The sequence below is a fragment of the Mycoplasmopsis columboralis genome, from assembly GCF_900660675.1.
In the GTDB taxonomy this organism is placed as follows: domain Bacteria; phylum Bacillota_I; class Bacilli_A; order Mycoplasmatales; family Metamycoplasmataceae; genus Mycoplasmopsis; species Mycoplasmopsis columboralis.
Map to the genome: position 1 here is coordinate 819,986 of NZ_LR215039.1, position 25,609 is coordinate 845,594.

Genomic DNA, 25,609 nt, shown 5'->3' on the forward strand with positions numbered 1-25,609 from the left:
TATAACATACACAAAAGCAAAAATAACATTAAATTAATATTTAAAATTTTAATTTTTTAAGGGTTTTAGTGTTGATTTTGATAAGATTAAATAGGCAATTTGGTTGCGACATTTACAGAATAATACCATCATAAAAGGAGAGTTTATGATCTTTGCTAAAGCATCACTTTATCAAGTCAATGAAGAAAAGCTAAAAGGTTTTATTGACTATTTATATGTTCTTACTAAGAAGACCCGTATGCTTGCGAATAATTTATCATTTGAATACGGCTTTAATGGCAAAGAAGTTATTCTAATTGAAAGATGAACAAATGCTTCAGATTACGAAAATCACATCAAAACTGAAGAATACTCAAAAGAACTTTCAACTTTAGCGAAAATGTCAAAAAATGTAACCGTTTTATATCAAATGGAGACACTATCATAAAAATAGTTAGCATCACTTATTAAAAGTGAACCCTTTTGCTAGCTATTTTTTATTTATCACCAAAGTGCATAAATGAAAAATGTTCTTAGATCACTGTAAAAATGTGGAAAATTTGTGGAAATAAATAGCTAATTTCGCATGAAAAAAACGAAACTGCTATAATTGTATTACCTTACTACAGGTAAGAAGTAAATTTAAAAATTTACAAATAAAGGAGAATTAAATGACTTCAAAATTTAAAAAAATTATATTAGGTACAGCTACCATTTTAGGAGCAACAGGTATTGCTGCTTCTTGTGGTTCATCAAATAATGCTGATACACCTATTAAAGAAGGAGGAAACACAAGCGGAGGTTCAAGCAATTCAAATCAAACAATCAGCGAAGCTGAACAACTTAGAATTGATAACGCTTCTAATGGAGCAAATCCTTCAGCAGACGGAAGATTTAACACCAACGTTCAAGACACAATTAAATTAGGAACAACTTTCTCTTCAGGAGGTGCTCAAGCTCAAACCCTTGACAAAATTCTAGAAGTTTATAATAAATTAGTTTCTGATAAATCTGCAGATCTTTCTGAAGGAGCAAAAGCTGTAGAACAAAAAAACCTTGGTTCAGGATATGATAAAGGGTCAGAAAAAGTTACTAGTGACTTAAATGCTAGAAACACTGATAATTTCTACAACCTAATCATGAACTATGGAGATGTTGCTGCTAAATTAGCAGAAAAAAACATGCTTTTAAGTTTCAATGATGAATTAGACGGATATAACGTAGATATTGATGACTTTTCAAGCGTGTTTGCAAAAGCTAATACAAGCATTGAAAATGTGCGTAATGAATCTACTTACTTAATTCCTTTAGCTAAAAGTACTAATTTTTTAGCTGTTAATGCGCCAGTTCTTTCATACCTTATTGACTCAATGGTAAGCGCTGGAGCAAAACTTGCTGATGATCAAGAAACAAAAGAATTTGTTGACACTATTAAAGCAAAAGGAGAAGCAGATAGAAGTGGAGTTGTTTCTATTTGAGGAAATCCACGTAGTGGAGTTTCAATGAGTGATGTTACTATTTCAAAACAAACATTTGAAATCTACAAAGATACCTTAGACTTTGCAGCCAAAGCTCAATCACTTTTTGAAAATTCATACAATAACAATGATCCGGTTAATGCTCAAGTTCACGTATTTGGAGTGGATGGTTCACCTTCATTATTATTCCAATCTCTTTACTCAGAAATTGATGCAGAAGATTTAAAAATGATCTCTTATGCAACTAAATCTGAAGGAATTACACAAGTAAACTTTGGTTCACTTAAAAACACCGCAAGTACCGCTTACACAAAATCATCTGAAATTTATTCAGAAATTGCTAAAGCAGTTCAAAGTGGAGGGTTAAAACTATTCCCTGGTGGACAATTCTCTTCTGGAGACCAAACACACCACAGAATTGCCTTTTCAACTGGTTCAACTGCTGGATACACCCACAACTATATAGCAGATACTAAAATTTATTCAAAAGGTTCATCAATTAAATTTAATGGAGATTTAATTCAAGATAGATCAACAATGGTAAGTATCAATACCAGAAAAAATGGAACTGATGAAGTCGCTCGTTTATCAAGATTTGGAAACCCATTGTACAAATCAACTCACAAAATTGATAAAGACGATAAATATGGGCTTATTTTCTTGGATGCAGAAAATGAAAAAGCATTTACAGATCAATTAGCTGCTTCAACTACAGTTAATGGTAAAGACTTATTAATTAAAGTTTTATACAATGAAGATGTTCAAGAACACAAAGATTTCCTTAAATTAGTTAAAGAAAAAGGTGTTTTTGGAGGACTTGTAAGACAAGCTAATGTTGATGCTACTACTGGTTCAAGATACATGCTTATTTATGTAAAAGAAGGTAGAGATTCATTAACAATTAACCAAAAAACTAAAGATTTATTAACTAATGACTTACAATTAGTTGAATCTGGAAAAGACAGAACTAAAGAACTTAATAGAGAAGAACTAGTTTCAATGTATACTCCTCTTAAATGAAGAAAAGAAAATAAAGTTAAAGTTATTTACGGTCAAGGTCCTTCTTTAATTGGAATTCACGCAAATGATACTGATGATAAAGCTACAAAAGCATTTGTTAAATGATTATTCACAAATAAAACATATACATTTGCTTCACCTGTTGGTTCAGATGACAGTACATACACATTAACACCAATTCAATTCTTTAATAAATTCGCTTCTTATGTAACCCCTTACAAAGGATTTGAAACACAAGATTCAAGCGAATTATATGGTGACAATGAGTACTTAAAAACAGCAGCTGACTTATTTAAAACTGCTACATTAAACCCAAAAGAATACGTTGTATTTGAAGAACCTTCATCAATTCACTCTTCATTATTTAGAAAATCAATTGAAGCCGGATTTGATTCACTTCAAACAGCAGCAGTTTCTAAGAAAACTCAATCATTTACCGAATTTATTAGCAAAATTTCTTTCCCTAAAAACTAATTGAACTTATCCAAAAATAAAATTTACTTTTTAAGTAAATTCTATTTTTTAAACTTAAAGGATTTTTATGAAATTAAATAGAAAAATTAGAAAAAACTTACTAGTTTTTTCAAGCGGATTTTTGCCTGTGGTTTTCGCGCTTTCAGCTACCACATGTGCAAAACCAGAACAAAAAACTAGTGGTCCTTCACTTCCTGGAAAAAGCACCACAAGTTTTGATTATTCATTACGTCAAAATGGTTCTTCTGATAATTACAGAATTGACTATAACAGAGATGCATTAAATGCTTATATTAATTATGGTTCAGAATCTATTTCAGATCAAAATCAAAGAAACTCATATATCTCAAAGCGTAGAAATGAATATATATCTGCTTGAAGAGCTGCTTTTGAACAACAAGCAAAAGAGCTTCAAACTAAGTTTTCTCAAGAATATTCAAGCAAATTAGAATTTCAAAATTTAGATACATTTTCTGTATCTTCAGAAAACATTAAGGATTTTCAAAAAGAAATTCAAATCGATTTTTATGGTAAAAAAGCTACTTTAAAATTCGTTCAATTATCACACGTAATTGAAAATACAGATTATGTAACTCCGAAATTACCTCAAGCTAAAAGAGATTCTTTAACAACCGAATTAGAAAATGCCAATAGTGTTGGTATTGTTGTAAAACTTAGCTACGAAATGTTTCTTGATGATAAAAAAATCACTAACATTGGATTGACCTTAGAAAAAAACGCAAATATATCACTAGCTAAAACAATCGGGCAAGCTTATAAAGAATTAACAGCAAATCTAAGTGATTTACCAAAATTAAATATCGATTGAAATAACCAAACAGTAAAAGCTAAATACTTTGACGCTTATTTATCAGGAACTTCTGATGGAGATACAATTACTGTAACTGCAAGAACAGCTTTAGATTCTCAAAATATTAAAGTTGGAGATACTGTTAAAATCAGATTGGCTGGAATTGACACCCCTGAAAAAGCGGTAAGCTCTGAACTTTCAGCACCATTAGAAAACTCTTTTGCCGTAATATCTTCAAAATTTGCAAAGGATGTTTTAGAACAAACTACTTCTGCAGGCAAAGTTGTTAAACAAAACCTTAGAATTGGATTTGTTGAAGGTAAAGACGGATATGGTAGAGTCTTAGCTGATGTATTCTTTGGTGATAATTACGAATATTCATACAACACTTCAATTGTTAGTCAAGGATACACCCTTCCATATATTAATGGTTTTGGTTGAGTAAATAAAATCAACGAAGCTAATACTTATGAAAATGTTCTTTATCCTTATATGTATGACGCTTTTAATAAAGCAATCGAAAACAAAAAAGGATTCTTTAGATTCTTTAATTCTCCTGAAGATGTCCAAAAATTTGTGTACTTAATTAAACCAAACAATGAATGAAGACCTTTCTGAAGTCAAACAGAAGATAATGTCTTAACAAAAATTACTAAAAACTAAATAAAAGGAACTTATGAAAATAGTAAAGAAAATTAATGATTTAGTTAGTTATTTAAAAGTTTCTGAGTCTGATTTATATGTTCAAACTCTTCAGCAATATAGAGAAGAATACAACAAAAGAGACCATCAATCAATTCCCGCTATTGAGCTTAAAAATTTAAATATCGATTTTGGTGAAACTCTTGCTGTTGATAATGTTAGTTTTAAAATCCCAGAAGGGAAACTAGTTACTTTACTTGGTCCTTCTGGTAGTGGAAAAACTACTACTTTAAATGCTATTGCTGGTTTATTAACTGCTACATCAGGAAAAATTTTATTCCGTGGTAAAGATGTTACCGATTATACTCCTCAAAAACGTAAAATCGGATTCGTTTTCCAAAACTATGCTTTATACCCACACATGAGTGTTTACGCTAATATTGCTTTCCCTCTTAAAAATGACATGGAATGACAAAAGAAAATGTTCATGAAACGTTTAAAAGCTAAAAATGATATTAGATGTATCTATTTAAAAGCTTTGGGAGCTTCTGAAGAAGAAATTCAACAATTACAACAAGCGTATTTTGATTGAAAAATTGTTGAAAGAGAATCAAAAACTAAATTAGATGAAAAATATGCTGAATTAGTTGCCGAATATGAAAAAGCAAACACTGAGTACAAAGTAGTTAGAGTTCATGAAACTTCAGAATTATCTCTTTTAGCTAAAAATGTGCTTAAAACTAACGGTTTAACTAAAAAAGATACTAAAAACAAAATTCAAGTTGTAAAAGACAATTACAAACAAGCAATTGCTAATAATGTATTAATTGAATCAGAACTTCAAAAATCACAAATTTTAGCATCTCTTGATAAAAACATTTTAAAATTCCAAAAAGATCTTAATAAGGAACAATCAGACGCTAAAGTGCAAGAACTTCTTGATTTAAATGCTCAGTTATTAAATGAAAATTTTGATAACTTAACTTTAAAAGATAGAATTGAAATAATTAAATTAGAAGAAAAAATTGTTAATTTAATAACAAGATATCGTTATGAAGTTAAAGTACAAGAAATAATTGCCAAATACAAAGTCTTAAAACATGAAACTCATCTTAAAAACAAAGAAACTAAAGATGCCTTCAATAAAAGTTTAAAAACTGATGCTGAGTACAAAAAATTATTAGACTTAGATAAAAACCTTAAATTTTACGCTGAAAAACACTTTAGAAATTTAGTTAAGGAACTTGAAACTAAATATGCACTTAAAGAGGCTCTTAAAAAAGAAAGAAATTCTTCAGAAAGCATCTTAACTGCTGAGCAAAAAGAACAAGTAAAAGAAATTTCTAAAGCAGATATTCCTTTAAGCAAATCAATTCATAATGAAGTTATGGAAGTTGCTAAAAGAGTTGAAATTGTTCCAATTTTACAAAAGAAACCAACCAGATTATCTGGTGGTCAACAACAAAGGGTTTCAATTGCTCGTGCTATTGTTAAAAAACCTCAAATTCTTTTAATGGATGAACCTCTTTCAAACTTAGATGCTAAGTTGAGAATTTCAACTCGTCAATGAATTAGACAAATTCAACAATCTCTTGGAATTACCACAGTATTTGTTACTCACGACCAAGAAGAAGCGATGTCTATTTCAGATATTATTGTCTGCATGTCTACAGCAAAAGTTCAACAAATGGGTTCCCCACTTGAGTTATATAACAAACCTAAAAATCAATTTGTTGCTCGTTTCTTAGGAATGCCTGAGATGGGACTTTTTGCTTCAGAATACAAAAACAACAAACTTTTTGTAGCTGGTAAAGAAATTAAAGGAGTTACTTTTAAAGACAAAGATGCTCTTTCACTAAATGTGGGTGTTCGTTCAGAAGACTTCCTTATTAAAACAGCTAAAGAAAAACATGATTTTGTTGGAACTGTTTTAGTTCAAGAAAACTTTGGTAAAGAAAGTAAACTTGTAGTTGAAATTGAAAACGTAGGTAAAATTAACTTCTTATTAGATAACAATTACAACTACAGTGTAAATGACAAAATTTACTTTAGTTTACCAATTGAAAAACTTCATGTTTTTGACTCTCTAACAGAAGAAAGGCTCGAGTATGAAATTATTTAGTCCAGAAAGAATTAATTTTCTGACCAAAGTATTTCCTTTTACATACAATTGAGCGTTAAAAAAACTTGCTTCTGCTAAAGGAACATTATCTTATTCTATTTTAGATAGAAGAAGTAACATGTTAATTCCACTTATGCTTTTAATGCCTGGAATTATCTTGTTATTAATGTTTACTATTGTTCCTATGGGGCTAAACATTTATAGCTCATTTACTGATGCAAAAGGGAACTTTACTCTGCAAAACTATGTTAATGTTATTACTGATACAAAATTTGCATTAGGGGTAAGAAACTCATTTATTTACGGAATTTTCACACTACCAATGGTTATGATTATTTCGCTGGTAGTTTCATCAATTATTGCCAAGTTATATCGTAATTATGCAAGAGGATTTTGACAAACAGTATTCTTCATGCCTTATGTTACTAATGGTGTTGCTGTTTCTCTTGTATTTATCCAATTATTTAGTCCAACTGGAATTTTAAACTCAGTACTTGGAACTAAAACTGGATGATTAACTTCTGGAGATGAAAATTCATTTAATGCTTTAGTTGCGATTGTGATTAATGGAATTTGAAATGGTTTAGCGTTTAACATTCTTATTTACACAACTGCAATGTTATCAGTAGATAAAAACTTATACCGTTCTGCATCTATTGATGGATGTTCAGAAATTAAACAATTTTTTACCATCACTTTACCTTCAATTAAAGGAACAATTAACTTTATTATTACCTTAGGAATCATCGGTGGACTTAAAGTATTCCCACTTGCATTATTTGAAAACAAACCACTTAATGCCTTTAACAATGGTGGGGCTTCAATTATGCTTTATGTATACTTGATGACAACTCAAGGTCAACTTGCATTAGCTGGAGCCTCAAGTATTTCGCTATTTATCATTGGAGTAACCTTCTCTTCAATTATTCGTGGTGGATTCTTCATGGCTCAAGTAACACTTAATGTTTTAGGAGAAAGAAATGTTTGAGTTAAAACTAAGAGCTAATCGTTATTTTGTTGGTAAAAAATTAAAAAGAAACCAAGAACGTGTTTCTTCACAAGTTAGAGAAAAAAACCTTTATTCAGTTATTTTATCTAGCTTACTAAAACTATTTGTTTTATGTTTATTTGGGGTAGCAGTTATTTTCCCGTTCGTTTTTATGATTTTAATCTCATTTATGAACGATACAGAAGCTGGTTCTCTAAAAACTACATTCACTTTACTCCCTTCATTTAAAGGAGGAACTTCATATGTTTATGGTGAAGGTAATGTAAATTTAGACACTTGAAGTGCTGTTGTAGCCAACACTTATAATAAAGCCATTTCAAGTGGATACTGAGATTCATTCATTTTAACCACCGTTAACGTATTTGTATCAGTATTCTTAAAAGTGTTTATTACTTCTTTAATGGGATATGCATTTTCACTTAAAACTTGAAGAGGTAAAGGGCTTATTTGATTCTTAGCTCTTGCTTTATTAGTGCTTCCAGAAGTAGCATTATTATCAGGTCAATACATTGTTGTTTTAAAAACTGGATTATTTAAAACATTCTTCTTATTCGTTATTGCCGTAGCTGCTCCTTTTAGTGCAAGCATTTTCAATACAGTTATGTACAAAAATGCTTTTGAAGCAATTCCAGGAAGAATTAAAGAAGTTTCTCTTGTTGATGGAGCTTCAGGAGCTAAATATTTCTTTAAAATAGCTCTACCAATGGTTGTTCCAACAACATTAACTATTGTTATTTTAACTTCACTTTCATCATGAAATGCTTACTTGTGACCATCAGTTATTTCAACAATTGGTGATACTAAATTTGAAGTTATTTCAGTGTGATTATTTAAAGCTGGATTAAACCCAGATGATCCAAACTCAGGAGCTAACATTGCTGTTAACGTTAAATTAGCCGCAAGTATTATTGTTATTTTACCGATGTTTATTGTGTACTTATTTGCTAGAAAATGAATCATGAGAGCTGTATCAAGACAAGGATCTACAATTAAGGGGTAAAAATGAAAAATTATAAAAGAAAAGTAATTATTTGATCAATCCTTAGCGTAGTTGCCTTTATAGGAATTATTTTGCTTTCATATTTGGTTAACTTATCACAATCTACTTTAGATTCAACTGCTAATGTTAATTTAGATGAACAAATTTTATCAATTTATAGATTTGTCAAAGCTTATGCGATAGGAGGATTAGCGTTTTGCTGTATTTTACTTGTCATTGGTTCTATCATTACATATGCTGGAATTAGATCTTGAAAATACGCTGAAATGTTTTAGATTATGAAAAAGAAAAATCTATTTAAATTTTTATTTGCTAGCGTTGCTGTAACTTCGACCTCAGCATTTGTAGCTTCATGTTTATATGAAAATCATCCGACTGTTGTATACGCAAAAAGTTATAGAGACAATAATGCATTTTTAAACAAACAAAAAGTAGCAACACAATACAACATCCCATCACTTGTTCAAGCTGAAAATGAACTATTTAAAAGTAAAATCTTAACTTTAAACCTTAAAAACGTTTCACTAGGGATTGAGAATTCTTTTAGTGCAAACAACAACCACATCAGAGTCTTTTTGAATGATACTTTATCAGTTCAAACAAAAGATGTTAATGCCAACGCAGAAATTATTAATGGTATTCAAAATGATAATGCCGTTAAGTTATACAACCAATTTTTAAGTAATTTAAAAGAAAAAATTAAGCAATATTATCAAAGTCATCCAGATGGAAAAACAGTTGCTGATCTTTTAAAAATTGATTATAACGAAACAAACCCAAACAAGATTCAATACTCTCCAGAAGAAAAGGAGATTTACACTTTATTTAACAATATTAATAGTTTTTCTTATTTAAACAAAAGCGACGATAATAAAGTTCTAACTGTTGAAAAATTCCAACAAGTAGTTTCTAATTATTTAAAAGGAACCCCTTTATATACCAAATTTATTGAATCTCTTAAATATCCTGAAGATGATCCTAAATCAATGCTTAAAGTTGTTAGAGATGACCTAGGGGATATTTCAGCAATTACTTTTGAATACAATTTTAGAGTTCCTTTTAATGCAATTCCATATGATCGTTTCATGCACGTTGCCAACCAAATAAAAAATCCTTTAACTGCAAATGAAATTGAAGATTCTAAAAATGTATATTTAAAAATGTTTGAGTACATGAAAACTCAGCAATACAAACTTGATGACTCTTCTAATTCAGGAATGGCAGCTGGATTTGGACCTGTATCAGTTTTAACTTCAACTAACCCTGAAGATAATGCTAAATCTGATCGTTATGCTGTTTTTGCTCAACCTTCTGTGTTAAATGAAAATACCCCAGAAGCAGCATTACTTCGTGAAGAGTTTTTAGCTCATCCTACTGAATTTATCGAAAATCATTACGAATTACTTAATTACGCTTCATATATAAATGCTCAAAATACTCTTAATGGAGCAAAAGTAAACTACGAAAATTCTAAAACTGAAGCTGATAAGCAAAGAAACTATGCTAGATATGTTAGATTGCAAAATTCATTTAACGAAAGAGAAACTAAATTAAATAAATTCTTTGAAGTTTTTAGCGAATACAAACAACTTAAAGAAAATAATGCTTCTGAACAAGAGCTTGCTCAAAAAATGCAAGAGTTGCAAGAGTATAAAACATTCTTTGCTTCTGATTTAAATACAGTTAGAGATAATTTAAATTACGCTGTAAGACAAACTAAAACCAATTTATATCACTTAGTTGAACTTTATGGATACTTTATGTTTATTATGGGTTCATATCAAGTTCAAATTATCAAAGGAACATATACATATCCAAATGCTAGTGAGCCTAGAGAAACTTATTGACTTGAATTTTATGATAAAAAAACTAATAAATGATACATGGTTGATATCTATAAAGGATTTTTATCATATCAAGCTGATTCTTCATTTGCTTACAATCCTGAAGAAGAAATTTATACTTCTTTACCAAGTGGATATACAATTGATCAAGCATTTAATGATATTGCTCATGTTAAATAATTTTACCAAGCTTAATGCTTGGTTTTTTTATTTGTTTAAGATAGTTAATATTGTTTATAATTACTTTACTATGTCAAAGCTCAAAGTATTATTTTTTGGAGATATTTTTAGTCAACCTGGTATTGATACAGTTGAAAAATGCCTTCCTGAATTAAAAGCCAAATTCAAACCAGACTTTATTATTGCTCAAGGAGAAAATATCTCTGGACGCAAAGGACTCAAACAAAAAGATTATTTAAAACTTAAAGAGCTTGGAATAAATGCCTTTACAATGGGAAATCACGTATGAGCTCAAGGAGAAATTTTTGATTACATTGAGAATTCTGACATTATTAGACCTCTAAATATTGATAGTGATTATCCAGGAGTAGGAGCTAAAGTTTTTGATATTAAAGGAAAAAAACTTTTAGTTATTTCTCTTATGGGAGTGGCTTTTAATCCGCTTTTAGCTCCTTGAAAACAAGATGCTCCTAATAATTTCTTTGATTATTTTGATGAAGAAATTAAAAAACATAATTACAATTTTGTTTTTGTAGATTTTCACGGTGAAACCACCAGCGAAAAAAATGTTTTTGGATTATATGTGGACGGGATTGCTGATGCAGTGTGCGGAACTCACACTCATGTCCAAACTTCGGATGCTCGTCAACTTCCTAATGGAACTTTATTTATCACCGATGTTGGAATGTGTGGTCCGCAAGATAGTGCTATAGGTGCTAATTATGATGAAGTGTATAGCAATATGCGTTTTGGAACTCGTATGCGTTTTAAAGTTAGTCCCAACAACACTCAACTAAATGCTGTTTTTTTAACTTTAAATACTAATAAAAAGAAAGCAAAAATAAAAGTTATTAACCGCAGAAATGTATTAGCTTAGGCTAATATTTTTTTTGAAAAAAAATTAAGAAAAAAATTCAAAATTAATTTTGCAAAAATATTTTTTATGTATAATTAGAAAGCAAACATTGCAAAAGTTCTTTGAAAACTAGATATATACAAAATACATGACAGTCAATTTTTTCGAGAGTTTGATCCTGGCTCAGGATGAACGCTGGCTGTGTGCCTAATACATGCATGTCGAGCGGAGTTCTTTTAGAACTTAGCGGCGAATGGGTGAGTAACACGTACTTAACGTGCCCTCTAGATTGGAATAACGCTGAGAAATTAGCGCTAATGCCGGATACTTATTATTAACACATGTTGATAATATAAAAGGAGCGTTTGCTTCACTAGAGGATCGGGGTGCGGAACATTAGCTAGTTGGTAGGGTAATGGCCTACCAAGGCGATGATGTTTAGCGGGGTTGAGAGACTGAACCGCCACACTGGGACTGAGATACGGCCCAGACTCCTACGGGAGGCAGCAGTAGGGAATTTTCCACAATGAGCGAAAGCTTGATGGAGCGACACAGCGTGCAGGATGACGGCCTTCGGGTTGTAAACTGCTGTTATAAGGGAAGAAAAAGCAGTAGAGGAAATGCTATTGCCTTGACGGTACCTTGTCAGAAAGCAACGGCTAACTATGTGCCAGCAGCCGCGGTAATACATAGGTTGCAAGCGTTATCCGGAATTATTGGGCGTAAAGCGTCTGTAGGTTGTTTGTTAAGTCTGGCGTCAAAACTTGGGGCTCAACCCCAAATCGCGTTGGATACTGGCAAACTAGAGTTATTTAGAGGTTAATGGAATTCCTTGTGAAGCGGTGGAATGCGTAGATATAAGGAAGAACACCAACATGGCGAAGGCAATTAACTGGGAATACACTGACACTGAGAGACGAAAGCGTGGGGAGCAAACAGGATTAGATACCCTGGTAGTCCACGCCGTAAACGATGATGATTAGCTGATGGACACCATCGGCGCAGCTAACGCATTAAATCATCCGCCTGAGTAGTATGCTCGCAAGAGTGAAACTTAAAGGAATTGACGGGGATCCGCACAAGCGGTGGAGCATGTGGTTTAATTTGAAGATACGCGTAGAACCTTACCCACTCTTGACATCTTCCGCAAAGCTATAGAGATATAGTGGAGGTTAACGGAATGACAGATGGTGCATGGTTGTCGTCAGCTCGTGTCGTGAGATGTTCGGTTAAGTCCTGCAACGAGCGCAACCCTTGTCCTTAGTTAGATGATCTAAGGAGACTGCCCAGGTAACTGGGAGGAAGGTGGGGATGACGTCAAATCATCATGCCTCTTACGAGTGGGGCAACACACGTGCTACAATGGACGGTACAAAGAGAAGCAATACGGCGACGTGGAGCAAATCTCAAAAAACCGTTCTCAGTTCGGATTGAAGTCTGCAACTCGACTTCATGAAGTCGGAATCGCTAGTAATCGTAGATCAGCTACGCTACGGTGAATACGTTCTCGGGTCTTGTACACACCGCCCGTCAAACCACGGGAGCTGGTAATGCCCGAAGTCGGTTTTGTTAACTACGGAAACAACCGCCTAAGGCAGGACTGGTGACTGGGGTTAAGTCGTAACAAGGTATCCCTACGAGAACGTGGGGATGGATCACCTCCTTTCTACGGAGTACAATTATTAGTTAATTAATTAACTAACTTTACCTTAAGACTATTATTAACATTTGATCATGTACATTGAAGTAGTCCAATGATATATCTAGTTTTGAGAGAACTTTCTCTCATTATGTTCTTTGAAAACTGAATAGTAAAGATAAATTAATATAACAACGACATCAAAAAAACAATTAGTCAATTTGTTTTGTGATACCGAGTTGATAATTATTAGCAATAATAATTTATTAAAATGTCTTTGAATACATCAACAATAGGAAAATACATAACTTTTAAATAAGTAAGAGTTTGTGGTGGATGCCTTGGGTCTGGAAGTCGATGAAGGACGTGATTACCTGCGATAAGCCTCGTGGAGCTGGATATACGCTACGATACGGGGATTTCCGAATGGGGAAACCTAGTTAGGGGAAAGCCTAACTGCTCAGCGATGAATATATAGTCGCTGCAGACGAGACACGTTGTGAACTGAAACATCTTAGTAGCAACAGGAAGAGAAAATAAATAATGATTCCATCAGTAGCGGCGAGCGAACGTGGAAGAGCCCAAACCAACATATGTTGGGGTTGTAGGACTATCTACATGAAGTTACAAAATTTTGTTATAGCAGAATTAGTTGGGAAACTAAAGCACAGAGGGTGAGACTCCCGTATGCGAAATGGCAAAATCTTCTGATAGTATCCTGAGTAGGGCGGGGCACGTGAAACCCTGTCTGAATCTGCCGGGACCATCCGGTAAGGCTAAATACTAACCAGACACCGATAGTGAACTAGTACCGTGAGGGAAAGGTGAAAAGAACCCCGGGAGGGGAGTGAAATAGATTCTGAAACCACTTACTTACAATTAGTCAGAGCCCGTTAATGGGTGATGGCGTACATCTTGCAGTATGGACCGGCGAGTTATGTTATCATGCGAGGTTAAGTGGAGAAAAGCGGAGCCGTAGAGAAATCGAGTCTGAATAGGGCGTTTAGTATGATGACATATACCCGAAACCATGTGATCTATTCATGAGCAGGCTGAAGCTTGGTTAATCCCAAGTGGAGGGCCGAACCGTAGTACGCTGAAAAGTGCCCGGATGACTTGTGAATAGCGGAGAAATTCCAATCGAACTTGGAGATAGCTGGTTCTCCTCGAAATAGCTTTAGGGCTAGCGTGTGATGTTAAACTTTGGTGGTAGAGCACTGAATATGGAATGGCCGCGCCTAGCGGTACTGACTATAATCAAACTCCGAATACCATTGTGTATTGTCATGCAGTCGGAACCGGGGTGCTAACGTCCCGGCTCGCGAGGGCAACAACCCAGATCGTCGGCTAAGGTCCCAAAATTGTGTTAAGTCAGAAAGGTTGTGGGGTTTCATAAACAACTAGGAGGTTGGCTTAGAAGCAGCCATCCTTTAAAGAGTGCGTAATAGCTCACTAGTCAAGAGACCCTGCGCCAATAATGTAACGGGAGTAAACACAATACCGAAGCCACGGGTACGAAAGTACGTTAGAGGAGCGTTCTAATTGCGGCGAAGTCAGACCGTGAGGACTGGTGGAGCGATTAGAAGTGAGAATGCCGGTATGAGTAACGATTCGTAGTGAGAATCTACGACGCCTATTGGGGAAGGTTTCCTGGGCAAGGTTCGTCCACCCAGGGTTAGTCAGGACCTAAGGAGAGGCTGAAAAGCGTATCCGATGGACAACAGGTTAATATTCCTGTACTATCTATAACCAGTGATGGAGTGACGGAGAAGGATAGCACTACCCATTAATGGATTTGGGGGTAAGCTTTTACTGGTGAACATAGTTAAATGCGTGTTCTATAACCGGGAGAAGTGATGCATAGGCTTATGCCAAATTGTGTGATTTCATGCTTCCTAGAAAAGCTTCTAAGCGTTAAAGTTATAGGTACCTGTACCGAGAACGGACACACGTCCCCAAGATGAGTATTCTAAGGCGAGCGAGAAAACTAGTGTTAAGGAACTCTGCAAAATGACCCCGTAAGTTCGCGAGAAGGGGTGCCTAGTTTACTAGGCCACAGTAAATTGTGAGGGGCAACTGTTTATCAAAAACACAGCTCTCTGCTAAACCGCAAGGTGAAGTATAGGGGGTGAAGCCTGCCCAGTGCCCGAAGGTTAAGCGGATGCGTTAGCTTTTAGCGAAGCGTTGAAGTGAAGCCCGGGTGAACGGCGGCCGTAACTATAACGGTCCTAAGGTAGCGAAATTCCTTGTCGGCTAAATACTGACCTGCACGAAAGGCGCAATGATCTCTCAACTGTCTCAACACTAGACTCGGTGAAATTATGGTCCCAGTGAAAACGCTGGGTACCCGCATCAAGACGAAAAGACCCCATGGAGCTTTACTACAACTTCGTATTGGAACTTGGCCTAACATGTGTAGGATAGGTGGGAGACTTTGAAGTCAAGGCGCTAGCCTTGATGGAGTCGTCCTTGAAATACCACCCTTGGTATGTTGAGTTTCTAACCTGCTACCCTGAATCGGGTAGGGGGACAGTGCGTGGTGGGTAGTTTGACTGGGGCGGTCGCCTCCTAAAAGGTAACGGAGGCGTTCAAAGGTACACTCAATATGGTCAGAAACCATATGTAGAGCGCAAAGGTAGAAGTGTGCTTGACTGCGAGACCTACAAGTCGAGCAGGTGCGAAAGCAGGACTTAGTGATCCGGCTGTACGTCATGGAACGGCAGTCGCTCAACGGATAAAAGTTACCCTGGGGATAACAGGCTTATCTTGCCCAAGAGATCACATCGACGGCAAGGTTTGGCACCTCGATGTCGGCTCATCGCATCCTGGAGCTGGAGTCGGTTCCAAGGGTTTGGCTGTTCGCCAATTAAAGCGGTACGCGAGCTGGGTTCAGAACGTCGTGAGACAGTTCGGTCCCTATCTGATGTGGGCGTTGGAATATTGATGAGAGCTGCTCTTAGTACGAGAGGACCGGAGTGGACGTACCGCTGGTGTTCCAGTTGTTCCGCCAGGAGCATAGCTGGGTAGCTAAGTACGGAAAGGATAACCGCTGAAAGCATCTAAGTGGGAAGCCTCCTCAGAGATAAGTATTCCCTTGAAATTCCTTGTAGACTACGAGGTTGATAGGATGGAAGTGTAAGTGTAGTAATACATTCAGCTGACCATTACTAATAAATTGATAGGTTTAAAAGTTAAGATGTACTTCAAAACATTTTAATAAATTATTATATTACTATTCAGTTTTCAAAGCGCATAAGTGCCTTCTTGGCACATTTTTTTATACTTTTTTATTCTTTAAAGGAATAAAAAAAGACACCTTTAATTTAATAAAATTAAATTGGAGGTGAAATATGAGTATTACTCAAAGTCAAATCAATTCTGGATTAAAGAATGGTTTTCAAAAATTCAGAAAAGGTTTGGAACGTTTTGGTAGAAGTTTAATTGTTCCAGTTTCAATTCTTCCAATTATGGCCATAATTGGAGCAATTGGATACATTATGATTTCTGCGGGTAGCGCTGCAGGAAAAGATGCAATTTATCACACTTCTAAAGCTTATAAAGGTATTGCTAATGCCATCAAGCTCATTGGAATGTCTCCAATTTACAACCTAGACATTCTTTTTGCTATTGGTTTAGCCACTGGACTAGCTAAAGATGAAAAAGTTTCAGCTGCCCTTTGTGGAATTGCAGCTTTAATTGCTTTCTACTTTGCTGGTAATGTTCTTTTTAAATACGCTAACATCGGATCTGTTCTTCCTAAAACCTTAGTTGGAAAACTCCAAACTATTGAACGTTTTGGAAAAGATTCTAATTCATTTAATTTAAACGCACTGGGGGGGATTCTAGCAGGGTATCTAGGATACTTTGTACATAAATATACTTACAAATTACAATTCCCAACTGCGATTGCATTCTTTGGAGGACCTAAATTTTCTCCAGTTGCTACTTTTTTATGTTCTTTCTTAATCGGACTTCCTTTTACTTATTTTTGAGTTTATATTTACTATGCAATTGCAAAAATGGGACAAGGAATTAGAGCACTTGGTGCTGGAGGATCATTCCTTTATGGATTAACTAATAGATTGTTACTTCCTTTTGGTCTTCACAATGTGCCTAATGCAATTTTACGTTACACCGCTGCTGGTGGAACATGAACTTTTGATGGTACTACTTATGAAGGATTCTATGCAATTTTACTTGCTAAATTGCAACACGGTCAAGCTATTTCAGCTCAAGACTCAATGATTTCAAATGGTACATACCCAACAAATATTTTTGCTCTTCCAGGAGCTGCTCTTGCTATGTTCTTAGCTGTACCAAAAGATAAAAGAAAAATTGCAGCTCCTATTATCTTTGGAGCAGTATCTTCAGCGGTACTTTCAGGAGTTACCGAACCAATTGAATTTACATTCGTTTTTGCAGCACCAGTACTTTGATTGGCTCACTGTTTAATGACAGGATTTACATACATGTTTATGTATCTAGCTGGAGCTGGAATGGTATCTGGAACTGGTGAAGGATTAATTACTTGATTCATTTACAACGCACCAGCATATAAAATTGTTTCAAGAGTATGAATGCTTTGAGCATTAGGACCTGTATTCTTTGTTGAATACTTCGTGGTATTCTACTTATTAATTACCAAAATGAATCTTAATACCCCAGGTAGAAATGATATGGTAATTAAATTAATGACCAAAAAAGAATTCCGTGAAGCTAGAGAAAAACAACATGAAACTAACTCTGCTGAAGCAGAAGCGCTTCAAGGCGAAAAACCTGAAGATATTACAATGGCATATCAATTAATTGAACTTTATGGAGGATTTGAAAACATGCTTGAAATTGGTGCATGTATTTCAAGACTTAGAATTTCAGTTAATGATAAAGAAAAAGTTAAACGTGACGAAATCAAAGCTTTAGGAGCAGCTGGAGTGGTTGAATCTGGAGATCAAATTCAATCAGTCTTTGGAGCTAAAGCTATGGTTTACGCTCGGATTATGAATAATATTAAGAAAGCTAGATAATGTTAATTTTTGGAATTATGTGTGCAGTTATTGCGACATTGATGTTTAGTCTTGCATTTTGGATTTATCATCGTCGCAAGGTCAAAAACATTAAGTATGTTGTAGATGAAAATGGAAAATACACCCATTCTCTTTATCAAACATTCATGAAACAACTACCACTGATTTTCTCTTTGGTAGGGATTGTATGTATTATTGTCTTTATTAAAGCTTTATTGCCATAAATTAAATAGAGTTAAGTAATAAAGTATAAATTAAAGCTAAATGTAAATTAAATGATAAAGCATCAATTTTAGTTGAACAATACTTTTGTAAATTGATTTTCAAATGTGCTTTATCTAGATCTGGAATTTCTTTAGCACTAATATAAACAACTTTAAGTCCTTTATTTAAAGATAATAAAGTAGGAATTAAAGTTTCAGCAGTTTCTCCAGAACGTGAAATTAATATAACTAAAGTATCTTTATCGCTAATAACTGATTGGTGATAACGATCTGAAAAACTTACAGGTGCTAAAATGTTATATCCCATTCTTTGGAGTTGAATAACAAACTCATTATGAGTACGTGATGCACCCCCGGAAGAATTTAAAATAATTTTTTTAGATGATTTAATCAACTCAATTACTTCATTTAAATCCAAAGCAGCCACATTTTTTAAAAATTCAATATTAGCTGCAATTAAGTTAGAATTTTTGACACTATTGTCATTGCTTGAATATTGAATTAATTGACGATATTTAAGTAAGTTACTTTTAAACTCACTAAAACTTTCATATCCTAAATTGTTAACAAATTTAGAAATGGTAGATTGAGTGGTAAAAGCTAAATCAGCAATATCAGTTGAATTGAGTTTTTCAATTTGGAAGATATTAGTTAAAATTGTTTTAGCAATTATCCCGCTAGCATTATCACGATGTGACATGTTAAGTAACTTTTTAATAAGTGCAGATTCTTTAATATTATTAATCATGTAAAAATTATAATTCATTTATTTAACAATGGAGGTCTTTTATGAAATATGACTACCACAATCATACTTATTTTTGCAAGCATGCAGATGTTTCAGCAGCTGAACTAGTTTCGCATTATGTATCCCAACAATACAAAGAAATTGGAATTTCAGATCACATTCCATATCCAGGTGAATTAGATTCTAAGGATAATTCTCGAATGTATTTAAGTGAAATGAGTGAATACTTAAGACAAATTAAAGTTCAACAACAATTACACAAAGATAAAGTTACAATTTATGCTGGATTTGAAAGTGAATATTTTCCAAATCAAGACGCTTGGTATCGCCAAGTACTTAAAAATGAAAATGTTGATTATTTAATTTTGGGTATTCATGCTGTTGAAAATCTCGATCCACAAAACAATTACAACAAAAACTGTACCAATAAATATGAACTTCAGCGCTATTGAAAATCATTAAACGAAGGAATGCGCACTGGATTGTTCTTATATGCTGTGCATCCAGATTTTTACATGAAATCATATGAAAATTGAGATGACGACTGCCAAGAATTAGCTGAAAAAATTTGTGATTTAGCTTTAGAGCTAGATTTCCCGCTTGGTTTTAATATTAATGGATTTTGAAAAGGTCCTCGCCAAATTGGAAATGCCTTTCGTAATAAATATCCAATTCATGAATTTTGAAAAGTAGTTAAAGCCAAAGGGGTGAAAATTTTACTTGAATCAGATACCCATCATCGTAAACAACTTTATGACAATGAAATCATTCCTAAAACTTATGAATTACTCAAAGAATGAGGAATTGATCATCTTTTAATTGAAAAAGTTGATATGCATGCATATAAGGCCAAAATTAACGAGCTTTTAAAGTAACCTTTTAAAGGTTGCTTTTTTCTTACTTGCAAAATATTTTTTTCTGGAATAAATAAACTTTTGATATAGATATAAAAAACATTTGTGCTATAATAATCAAGCAAGCTGATAAAGCAAAGAAAAAACTTCAAAAAAATATTTGGAAATTATTAATTGTTCTATATAATTAATATGCACCAAAAAGCAAGTTGGAGAAGTAGCTCAGCTTGGCAGAGCGCTACGTTTGGGACGTAGTGGTCGCAGGTTCAAATCCTGTCTTCTTCACCATTTATGGGGGGTTAGCTCATTTGGCTAGAGCGCCTGCCTTGCACGCAGGAGGTGGTGGGTTCGAATCCCATACTCTCCACCATTTATGGCACTGTAGCTCAGTTGGTTAGAGCATCCGGTTCATACCCGGAAGGTCAAGAGTTCGACTCTCTTCGGTGCTACCAAAACAAACAACAAACCAACTCGGTCTTTAGGACCTATAGCTCAATGGTTAGAGCAACCGGCTCATAACCGGTCGGTTACAGGTTCGAGTCCTGTTGGGTCCACCAAGTGGGTGATTACCCAAGTCTGGCTGAAGGGACTAGTCTTGAAAACTAGCAGGGGCTTCACGGCCCGCGGGGGTTCGAATCCCTCATCACCCGCCATGTTCTTTGATTATTTATTATAGCGGAGTGGAGCAGTTGGCAGCTCGTCGGGCTCATAACCCGAAGGTCACAGGTTCAAGTCCTGTCTCCGCAACCAAACGGTCCAGTGGTAAAGTGGTTTAATACGCCTCCCTGTCACGGAGGAGAACGCGGGTTCGATCCCCGTCTGGACCGCCATTATGGCCCTGTAGCTCAGTTGGTAGAGCAACAGATTGAAGCTCTGTGTGTCGCTGGTTCGATTCCTGCCGGGGCCACCATAAAAAATACTCTTTTTTACTTGCTATTTAATAGTAACTAAAAAAGAGTATTTTTTTTCTTTCTTTTTTGTTATAATTTTATGATTTCATTTATAAAAAAAGAAAGGATTTAATATGTATAAATTTGTTACTGATAAAAAAAGTATTAAAGAAATAAAAACTTTTTCTTTAAATTTGATAAATAAATTAGTTGTATCCATAAATAAAGAAAAGAAAATAAGTGTGCAATGAAGATTAGTGGGTAGCGGCGCAAGAAATTTGATTACTGAAAACGGAAAAAAAGAAATAGATTTCGATTTTAATTTAATAATCAATAAAATAAAAGAGCCTCAATATGAAGATCTTAAGAAGCTAAAGGATTATGTAAGAATGCATCTAAACAAAAAATTGTCCGATTTTGGTTATAGGGATTCCGAAGACTCTACATCATCGTTAACTACTCATTTAATAAAAATTAAAAAAAGTTCAAGAGAATTTAAAATAGATATAGCTATTGTTAAAGTTGAAAAAAATTCTGATTGATATAGATTGATTCATAAGAAAACAGGTGATACTGACAAAGATGAATGAAAATGAGAGAAAGGTCCTAATTCAAATGAATTAATCAAAAGAGCACAAATTTTGAAAAAGAATGGATGATGATTAGAAACAAGACAAGCTTACTTGACCAAAAAGAATTTGTATTTATCAAGAGGTGATAAAAATCACAGCTCATATATTTGCTTTTCTGAAGCTGTTAATGAAATATACAACAAATACTCTAAATAACTATTTAAAGAGTATTTTTTCTTTTTTAGTATAATTTAAAATAAATTATAAACCTAGGAGGAAAAGTGAAAAAAACGATTAAAACGTTGCTACTTGGTGGCTTTTTAAGCTTTTCGTCTTTTAGTGTAATTTCATGTGCTAGCAATAAGGAATTTCAGCTTAAAGAACAAATTGCTAGTGCTTTAAATAATGTGCCGTATTATCAAATTCGTCCAATTGTTTTTATCCCTCAAGAAAACAAACAAGTAAGTGATTATACTTCAGAAGCACTGGATTGTATGGGATTTATTCAAGGAAATACCTTTACAGATTCAAACGGAGTTACATATCATTCAAAAATAATTTCAATATTGCAACAGCCACTAAGTGATTATGCTGAAGTGAAAACTCAATGATGAATAGCCAATCAACCAGAATTTATTAACTACAACATAACTTTTAAATTGAACGGATTTAAACAAATTCCGCTCAATCACGTGCATTATGTACGTAGTGATCAAAAACTTTCTTGTGAAGAATGTTTAGCTAAATACAATGGAAATTAGGAGTAAAAAATGATAGATTATAAAAAAACTTTGAACATGCCTCAAACTGATTTTGAAATGAGAGCTAATTTAACAACCAAAGAACCAAAATACCGTCAAATGTGGCTTGATAAGCAAGTGTATAAAAAATTACTTGTGCGTAACAAAAATAATAAACCTTTTATTGTGCATGATGGTCCTCCATATGCTAATGGTGATTTACATTTAGGGCACGCGTTAAACAAAATTTTAAAAGATATTGTTGTTCGTTATAAAACAATGCAAGGTTTTTATTCACCATTTATTGCTGGTTGAGATACCCATGGACTTCCTATTGAACATAAAATGTTAGCTGAAGCAAATCTTTCACAAAAATCTCTTTCAGTAGTAGAACTTAGAAAAAGAGCTGGTGAATATGCTTTAAAACAAGTGCAAAACCAAAAACAACAATTTGCACAATTATCACTTCTTAGTGATTTAGAAAAAATTTATGTCACAATGGATAAAGGATATGAAGCTAAACAGCTTATGCTCTTTAAAAAAATGGTGATGAACAATTTAGTATATAAAGGACTCAAACCTGTTTATTGATCACCTTCTTCTCAAAGTGCACTTGCGGAAGCCGAAGTTGAATATCAAGATGTTGTTTCACCTTCAATTTATGTGGCTTTTGAGATTGTATCTTCAGATTTTGCGAAATTAAACAAAGGTGATTTTGTAATTATTTGAACCACTACTCCATGAACTTTAATTGCTAATGCTGGAGTTGCTTTAGGAGAAAATATTGAATATCTTAAAGTTCAAGTTAATCAACAAAATTATGTAGTAGCTTCTGAATTGCTTGATAAAGTAGCTCAAGCACTAAAATGAGAAAATTATGAGGTAGTTGAATCTTTCTTAGGAAAAGAAGTAACTAAAGTTGAGTATAAAACTCCTATTTTAGATAATATTGCTCCTGTTGTACTTGGTCATCATGTTACCACCGAAAGTGGAACTGGACTTGTTCACATTGCTCCTTTATTTGGGGAAGATGACTTCTTAATTGGTAAAAAACACAATTTAAACATGATCATGCACATTGCTGATGATGGAACTATTGAAAAAACTAACACAATTTTTGATGGACTTTTTTATGAAGATGCCAACAAAAAAATCTCTGAGTTTTTAGGTGATAAAATGCTGGCTTTTGCTCGCTTAAAACACTCATATCCGCACGATTGAAGAACACATAAACCAATTATTTTCAGAGGAACACCTCAATGATTTGTTTCAATTGAAAAAATCAAAGAACAAATTTTAGAGCAAATTGATAACCACGTTATCTCAAATTCGTCCTGAGGTAAAAAGCGTTTAATGAATATGATTGAAAATCGTCATGATTGAACAATCTCACGTCAAAGATCATGAGGTGTACCAATTACCATTTTTTATGATGCTAATAAAAATCCAGTTTTTGAAGAAGAACTCTTTGATCATGTTATTGCCTTAGTTGAACAATATGGAAGTGACGTGTGATTTAAATGAGATACTGAAGAGTTACTTCCAGCTAAATACCAAAATAAAGGATTCACACGTGAAATGGATATTATGGACGTGTGATTTGATTCGGGGGTATCTTCACTTGCTGTAGATATTGATGGATTTGCAACTCCTTATGATTTATATTTAGAAGGAACCGATCAATACCGTGGATGATTCAACTCTTCAATTATTAATGCAGTGGCTTGAAATGGCAAAACTCCTTACTTAAATTTAGTGTCACATGGATTTGTTGTTGATGCTAAAGGTGAAAAAATGTCAAAATCAAAAGGGAATACCATTTCACCTCTTCAAGTAGTTACTGAATCTGGAGCTGATATTTTACGTTTATGAGTTGCTAATAGTGAATATTCAAACGATATTAGCATTTCTAAAGACATATTAAAGCAAAATTCCGAAGTATATCGTAAGTTAAGAAACACAATTAGATTCTTGCTTGCTAATATTAACGGATACAAATTTAATCCAAATACCAAGTTAAGCGGAATTCACTTATACATTAATGAACAGCTTAAAGAAGTAAAAAATAAAGTGTTGCAAGCTTATGATGAATTTAAATTTATTAGTGTAATTAAATTAATTAACAACTATGTTGTTGAGTTATCGGCTTTTTATCTTTCAATAATTAAAGATGCTTTATATGTTAAAAAAGCTAATGACGAACAACGTTTAATGGCATTACACAATCTTTATTTAATTGCAGAATTCTTAATTGTAGCACTTGCACCAATTTTACCTACAACAGCTGAAGAAGCATATAGTTTCTTAGATAAAGAAAATAAACAAGAATCAGTATTTTTTGAAATGTTCTTTAACAAAGAAGAGAATGTTAATGTTGAGTTATTAAATACATTTAATGAGTTTTTCACATTAAAAGATCAAGTAAATGTTTTAATTGAGCAAGCTATTCAAAAACAAGAAGTAAAACGTTCAAATGAATTAAAAGTTACTTTACCAAAGAATTTACCAACTTTTATAAAAGAGTTAGATTTAAAAACTTTATTACAAGTTGGAGACGTTGAATTTGGAGATTTACTAGAAGTATCTAAATTTGATTCACTAAAATGCCAAAGATGTTGAAACCATTTTTACGCTCAACAAATGCAAAACGATCTTTGTCACTCATGTGCTGAAATTGTGTCTGAAATGGGGTTAACTGATGAGAAGTAAAAATTATTATCAAAAATTTCTCAATCACGTTAAACATAATTGAAAAACAATTTTATTCAATTATGCAGTATTGATATTAATTTTTGGAATTCTACTTTTAATTGATCAACTAACTAAAACTTATCTTTTTCATCATGGTGATGTATTTACATTAGATGCACAAGGATTTTTTGAACTTCCAGACGGAAGCAGAGGCCAACCAAGTGATATTTATCCTTTAGATCCTTCAAAATGAGCCGATTATAAAATTATTGGTTTTAGAAGCGTTTGACACAATGGTGTTACTTTATTGAAAAATCCTAACTTTGAGTTAATTCAAGGACTTAGTGTTTTAATTGTTTTGTTTGCTTTTGTAGTTCCTTTATTTATGGTTAATGGATATCGTAAAACTTTAATCGCATTTTTAGCTATTGTTTCAGCTGGAGCAATGGGAAATGCACTCGATCGTTTTATTTTTAACAACCACGTTAAAGACATTTTCTACTTACCATTTTTTGATAGAGGAACATTCAATTTCGCTGATGTAGCCATCATTGTAGGAATGGCTCTCATTATTATTTATTTAGTGATTGCTACTATTAAAGATTGAAAAAAAGAGACCAAAGAAGAACAAGAACAAGCTAAAGAAGACACTAAAATGATCGCACAAATTAAAGCCGCTGATCAAAAGATTGAATTTTTAACTAACGCAAGAATCAAAGTTAATCGTCGTAATTCTAAAATGTTAATTAGTCGTAGAAGTTCTAAAATTTCAAACCACAAAAAACTCTAATGCTCTATTAGAGTTTTTGTTA

At 33.5% G+C, this 25,609-nt stretch carries 17 protein-coding genes, 8 tRNA genes and 2 rRNA genes; 26 read left to right on the forward strand and 1 reads right to left on the reverse strand.

Annotation, left to right across the window (positions count from 1 at the left end; genetic code table 4):
- Positions 1-145: 145 nt before the first annotated feature.
- The 13 genes from EXC45_RS03395 (at position 146) to EXC45_RS03455 (ending at position 18,302) form a co-directional block, all read left to right on the forward strand.
- Positions 146-427, forward strand: a complete 282-nt coding sequence (locus EXC45_RS03395) for an antibiotic biosynthesis monooxygenase (protein ID WP_036434244.1) — start codon at positions 146-148, stop codon at positions 425-427.
- A gap of 223 nt (positions 428-650) precedes the next feature.
- Positions 651-2,951: a P68 family surface lipoprotein gene (locus tag EXC45_RS03400; RefSeq protein ID WP_036434242.1), complete on the forward strand. Its 2,301-nt coding sequence runs from the start codon at positions 651-653 to the stop codon at positions 2,949-2,951.
- 67 nt (positions 2,952-3,018) lie between these two features.
- Positions 3,019-4,425, forward strand: coding sequence for a thermonuclease family protein (locus tag EXC45_RS03405; RefSeq protein WP_051616951.1), 1,407 nt, complete (start codon positions 3,019-3,021; stop codon positions 4,423-4,425).
- A gap of 13 nt (positions 4,426-4,438) precedes the next feature.
- Entirely contained in the window at positions 4,439-6,526 is a 2,088-nt protein-coding gene (locus tag EXC45_RS03410; protein ID WP_036434239.1) for an ATP-binding cassette domain-containing protein, read from the forward strand.
- Positions 6,513-7,532, forward strand: a complete 1,020-nt coding sequence (locus tag EXC45_RS03415) for a carbohydrate ABC transporter permease (protein ID WP_036434237.1) — start codon at positions 6,513-6,515, stop codon at positions 7,530-7,532. The genes EXC45_RS03410 and EXC45_RS03415 overlap by 14 nt, the downstream gene beginning before the upstream one ends.
- Positions 7,507-8,535: a carbohydrate ABC transporter permease gene (locus tag EXC45_RS03420; protein ID WP_036434235.1), complete on the forward strand. Its 1,029-nt coding sequence runs from the start codon at positions 7,507-7,509 to the stop codon at positions 8,533-8,535. The genes EXC45_RS03415 and EXC45_RS03420 overlap by 26 nt, the downstream gene beginning before the upstream one ends.
- Before the next feature lie 2 nt (positions 8,536-8,537).
- Positions 8,538-8,810, forward strand: coding sequence for a hypothetical protein (locus EXC45_RS03425; RefSeq protein WP_036434231.1), 273 nt, complete (start codon positions 8,538-8,540; stop codon positions 8,808-8,810).
- A 3-nt stretch (positions 8,811-8,813) separates the two neighbouring features.
- Positions 8,814-10,559 carry a hypothetical protein gene (locus EXC45_RS03430; RefSeq protein ID WP_051616950.1) on the forward strand — a complete coding sequence of 582 codons (1,746 nt, stop codon included), beginning with the start codon at positions 8,814-8,816 and terminating at the stop codon, positions 10,557-10,559.
- Between the two features lie 70 nt (positions 10,560-10,629).
- Positions 10,630-11,436, forward strand: a complete 807-nt coding sequence (locus EXC45_RS03435) for a TIGR00282 family metallophosphoesterase (protein WP_036434439.1) — start codon at positions 10,630-10,632, stop codon at positions 11,434-11,436.
- A 139-nt stretch (positions 11,437-11,575) separates the two neighbouring features.
- Positions 11,576-13,081, forward strand: a 16S ribosomal RNA gene (locus EXC45_RS03440).
- Positions 13,082-13,363: 282 nt separating this feature from the next.
- Positions 13,364-16,246 (forward strand): 23S ribosomal RNA (locus EXC45_RS03445).
- The 16S and 23S rRNA genes sit together here, the layout of an rRNA operon.
- Positions 16,247-16,404: 158 nt before the next feature.
- Positions 16,405-18,078 carry a PTS transporter subunit EIIC gene (locus EXC45_RS03450; protein WP_051616991.1) on the forward strand — a complete coding sequence of 558 codons (1,674 nt, stop codon included), beginning with the start codon at positions 16,405-16,407 and terminating at the stop codon, positions 18,076-18,078.
- On the forward strand, positions 18,078-18,302 hold the full coding sequence (locus EXC45_RS03455) for a hypothetical protein (RefSeq protein WP_036435268.1): 225 nt from the start codon (positions 18,078-18,080) through the stop codon (positions 18,300-18,302). The genes EXC45_RS03450 and EXC45_RS03455 overlap by 1 nt, the downstream gene beginning before the upstream one ends.
- Before the next feature lies 1 nt (position 18,303).
- Here the strand turns inward: EXC45_RS03455 and EXC45_RS03460 are convergent, their stop codons facing one another.
- Entirely contained in the window at positions 18,304-19,050 is a 747-nt protein-coding gene (locus EXC45_RS03460) for a MurR/RpiR family transcriptional regulator (RefSeq protein WP_165163212.1), read from the reverse strand.
- Positions 19,051-19,091: 41 nt separating this feature from the next.
- Here EXC45_RS03460 and EXC45_RS03465 point away from each other — a divergent pair, with 41 nt between their 5' ends.
- The 13 genes from EXC45_RS03465 (at position 19,092) to EXC45_RS03525 (ending at position 25,587) form a co-directional block, all read left to right on the forward strand.
- On the forward strand, positions 19,092-19,925 hold the full coding sequence (locus tag EXC45_RS03465) for a PHP domain-containing protein (protein WP_036435275.1): 834 nt from the start codon (positions 19,092-19,094) through the stop codon (positions 19,923-19,925).
- 190 nt (positions 19,926-20,115) lie between these two features.
- Positions 20,116-20,192: transfer RNA gene (locus EXC45_RS03470), tRNA-Pro, on the forward strand.
- 5 nt (positions 20,193-20,197) lie between these two features.
- Positions 20,198-20,274, forward strand: a tRNA-Ala gene (locus EXC45_RS03475).
- A 5-nt stretch (positions 20,275-20,279) separates the two neighbouring features.
- Positions 20,280-20,356: transfer RNA gene (locus tag EXC45_RS03480), tRNA-Met, on the forward strand.
- 29 nt (positions 20,357-20,385) lie between these two features.
- Positions 20,386-20,461, forward strand: a tRNA-Ile gene (locus EXC45_RS03485).
- A 3-nt stretch (positions 20,462-20,464) separates the two neighbouring features.
- Positions 20,465-20,557 (forward strand) — tRNA-Ser (locus EXC45_RS03490).
- 21 nt (positions 20,558-20,578) lie between these two features.
- Positions 20,579-20,654 (forward strand) — tRNA-Met (locus EXC45_RS03495).
- Positions 20,655-20,657: 3 nt separating this feature from the next.
- Positions 20,658-20,734, forward strand: a tRNA-Asp gene (locus tag EXC45_RS03500).
- Between the two features lie 4 nt (positions 20,735-20,738).
- A tRNA-Phe gene (locus EXC45_RS03505) sits at positions 20,739-20,814 on the forward strand.
- 114 nt (positions 20,815-20,928) lie between these two features.
- Complete coding sequence (locus tag EXC45_RS03510) at positions 20,929-21,582, forward strand: hypothetical protein (protein WP_036435278.1); 654 nt, start codon at positions 20,929-20,931, stop codon at positions 21,580-21,582.
- 65 nt (positions 21,583-21,647) lie between these two features.
- Positions 21,648-22,127: a hypothetical protein gene (locus EXC45_RS03515; protein ID WP_036435280.1), complete on the forward strand. Its 480-nt coding sequence runs from the start codon at positions 21,648-21,650 to the stop codon at positions 22,125-22,127.
- A gap of 12 nt (positions 22,128-22,139) precedes the next feature.
- Positions 22,140-24,815, forward strand: coding sequence for an isoleucine--tRNA ligase (gene ileS, locus EXC45_RS03520; protein ID WP_036435433.1), 2,676 nt, complete (start codon positions 22,140-22,142; stop codon positions 24,813-24,815).
- Positions 24,805-25,587, forward strand: coding sequence for a signal peptidase II (locus EXC45_RS03525; protein ID WP_051616992.1), 783 nt, complete (start codon positions 24,805-24,807; stop codon positions 25,585-25,587). Before ileS ends, EXC45_RS03525 begins: the two co-directional genes overlap by 11 nt.
- Positions 25,588-25,609 lie beyond the last annotated feature (22 nt).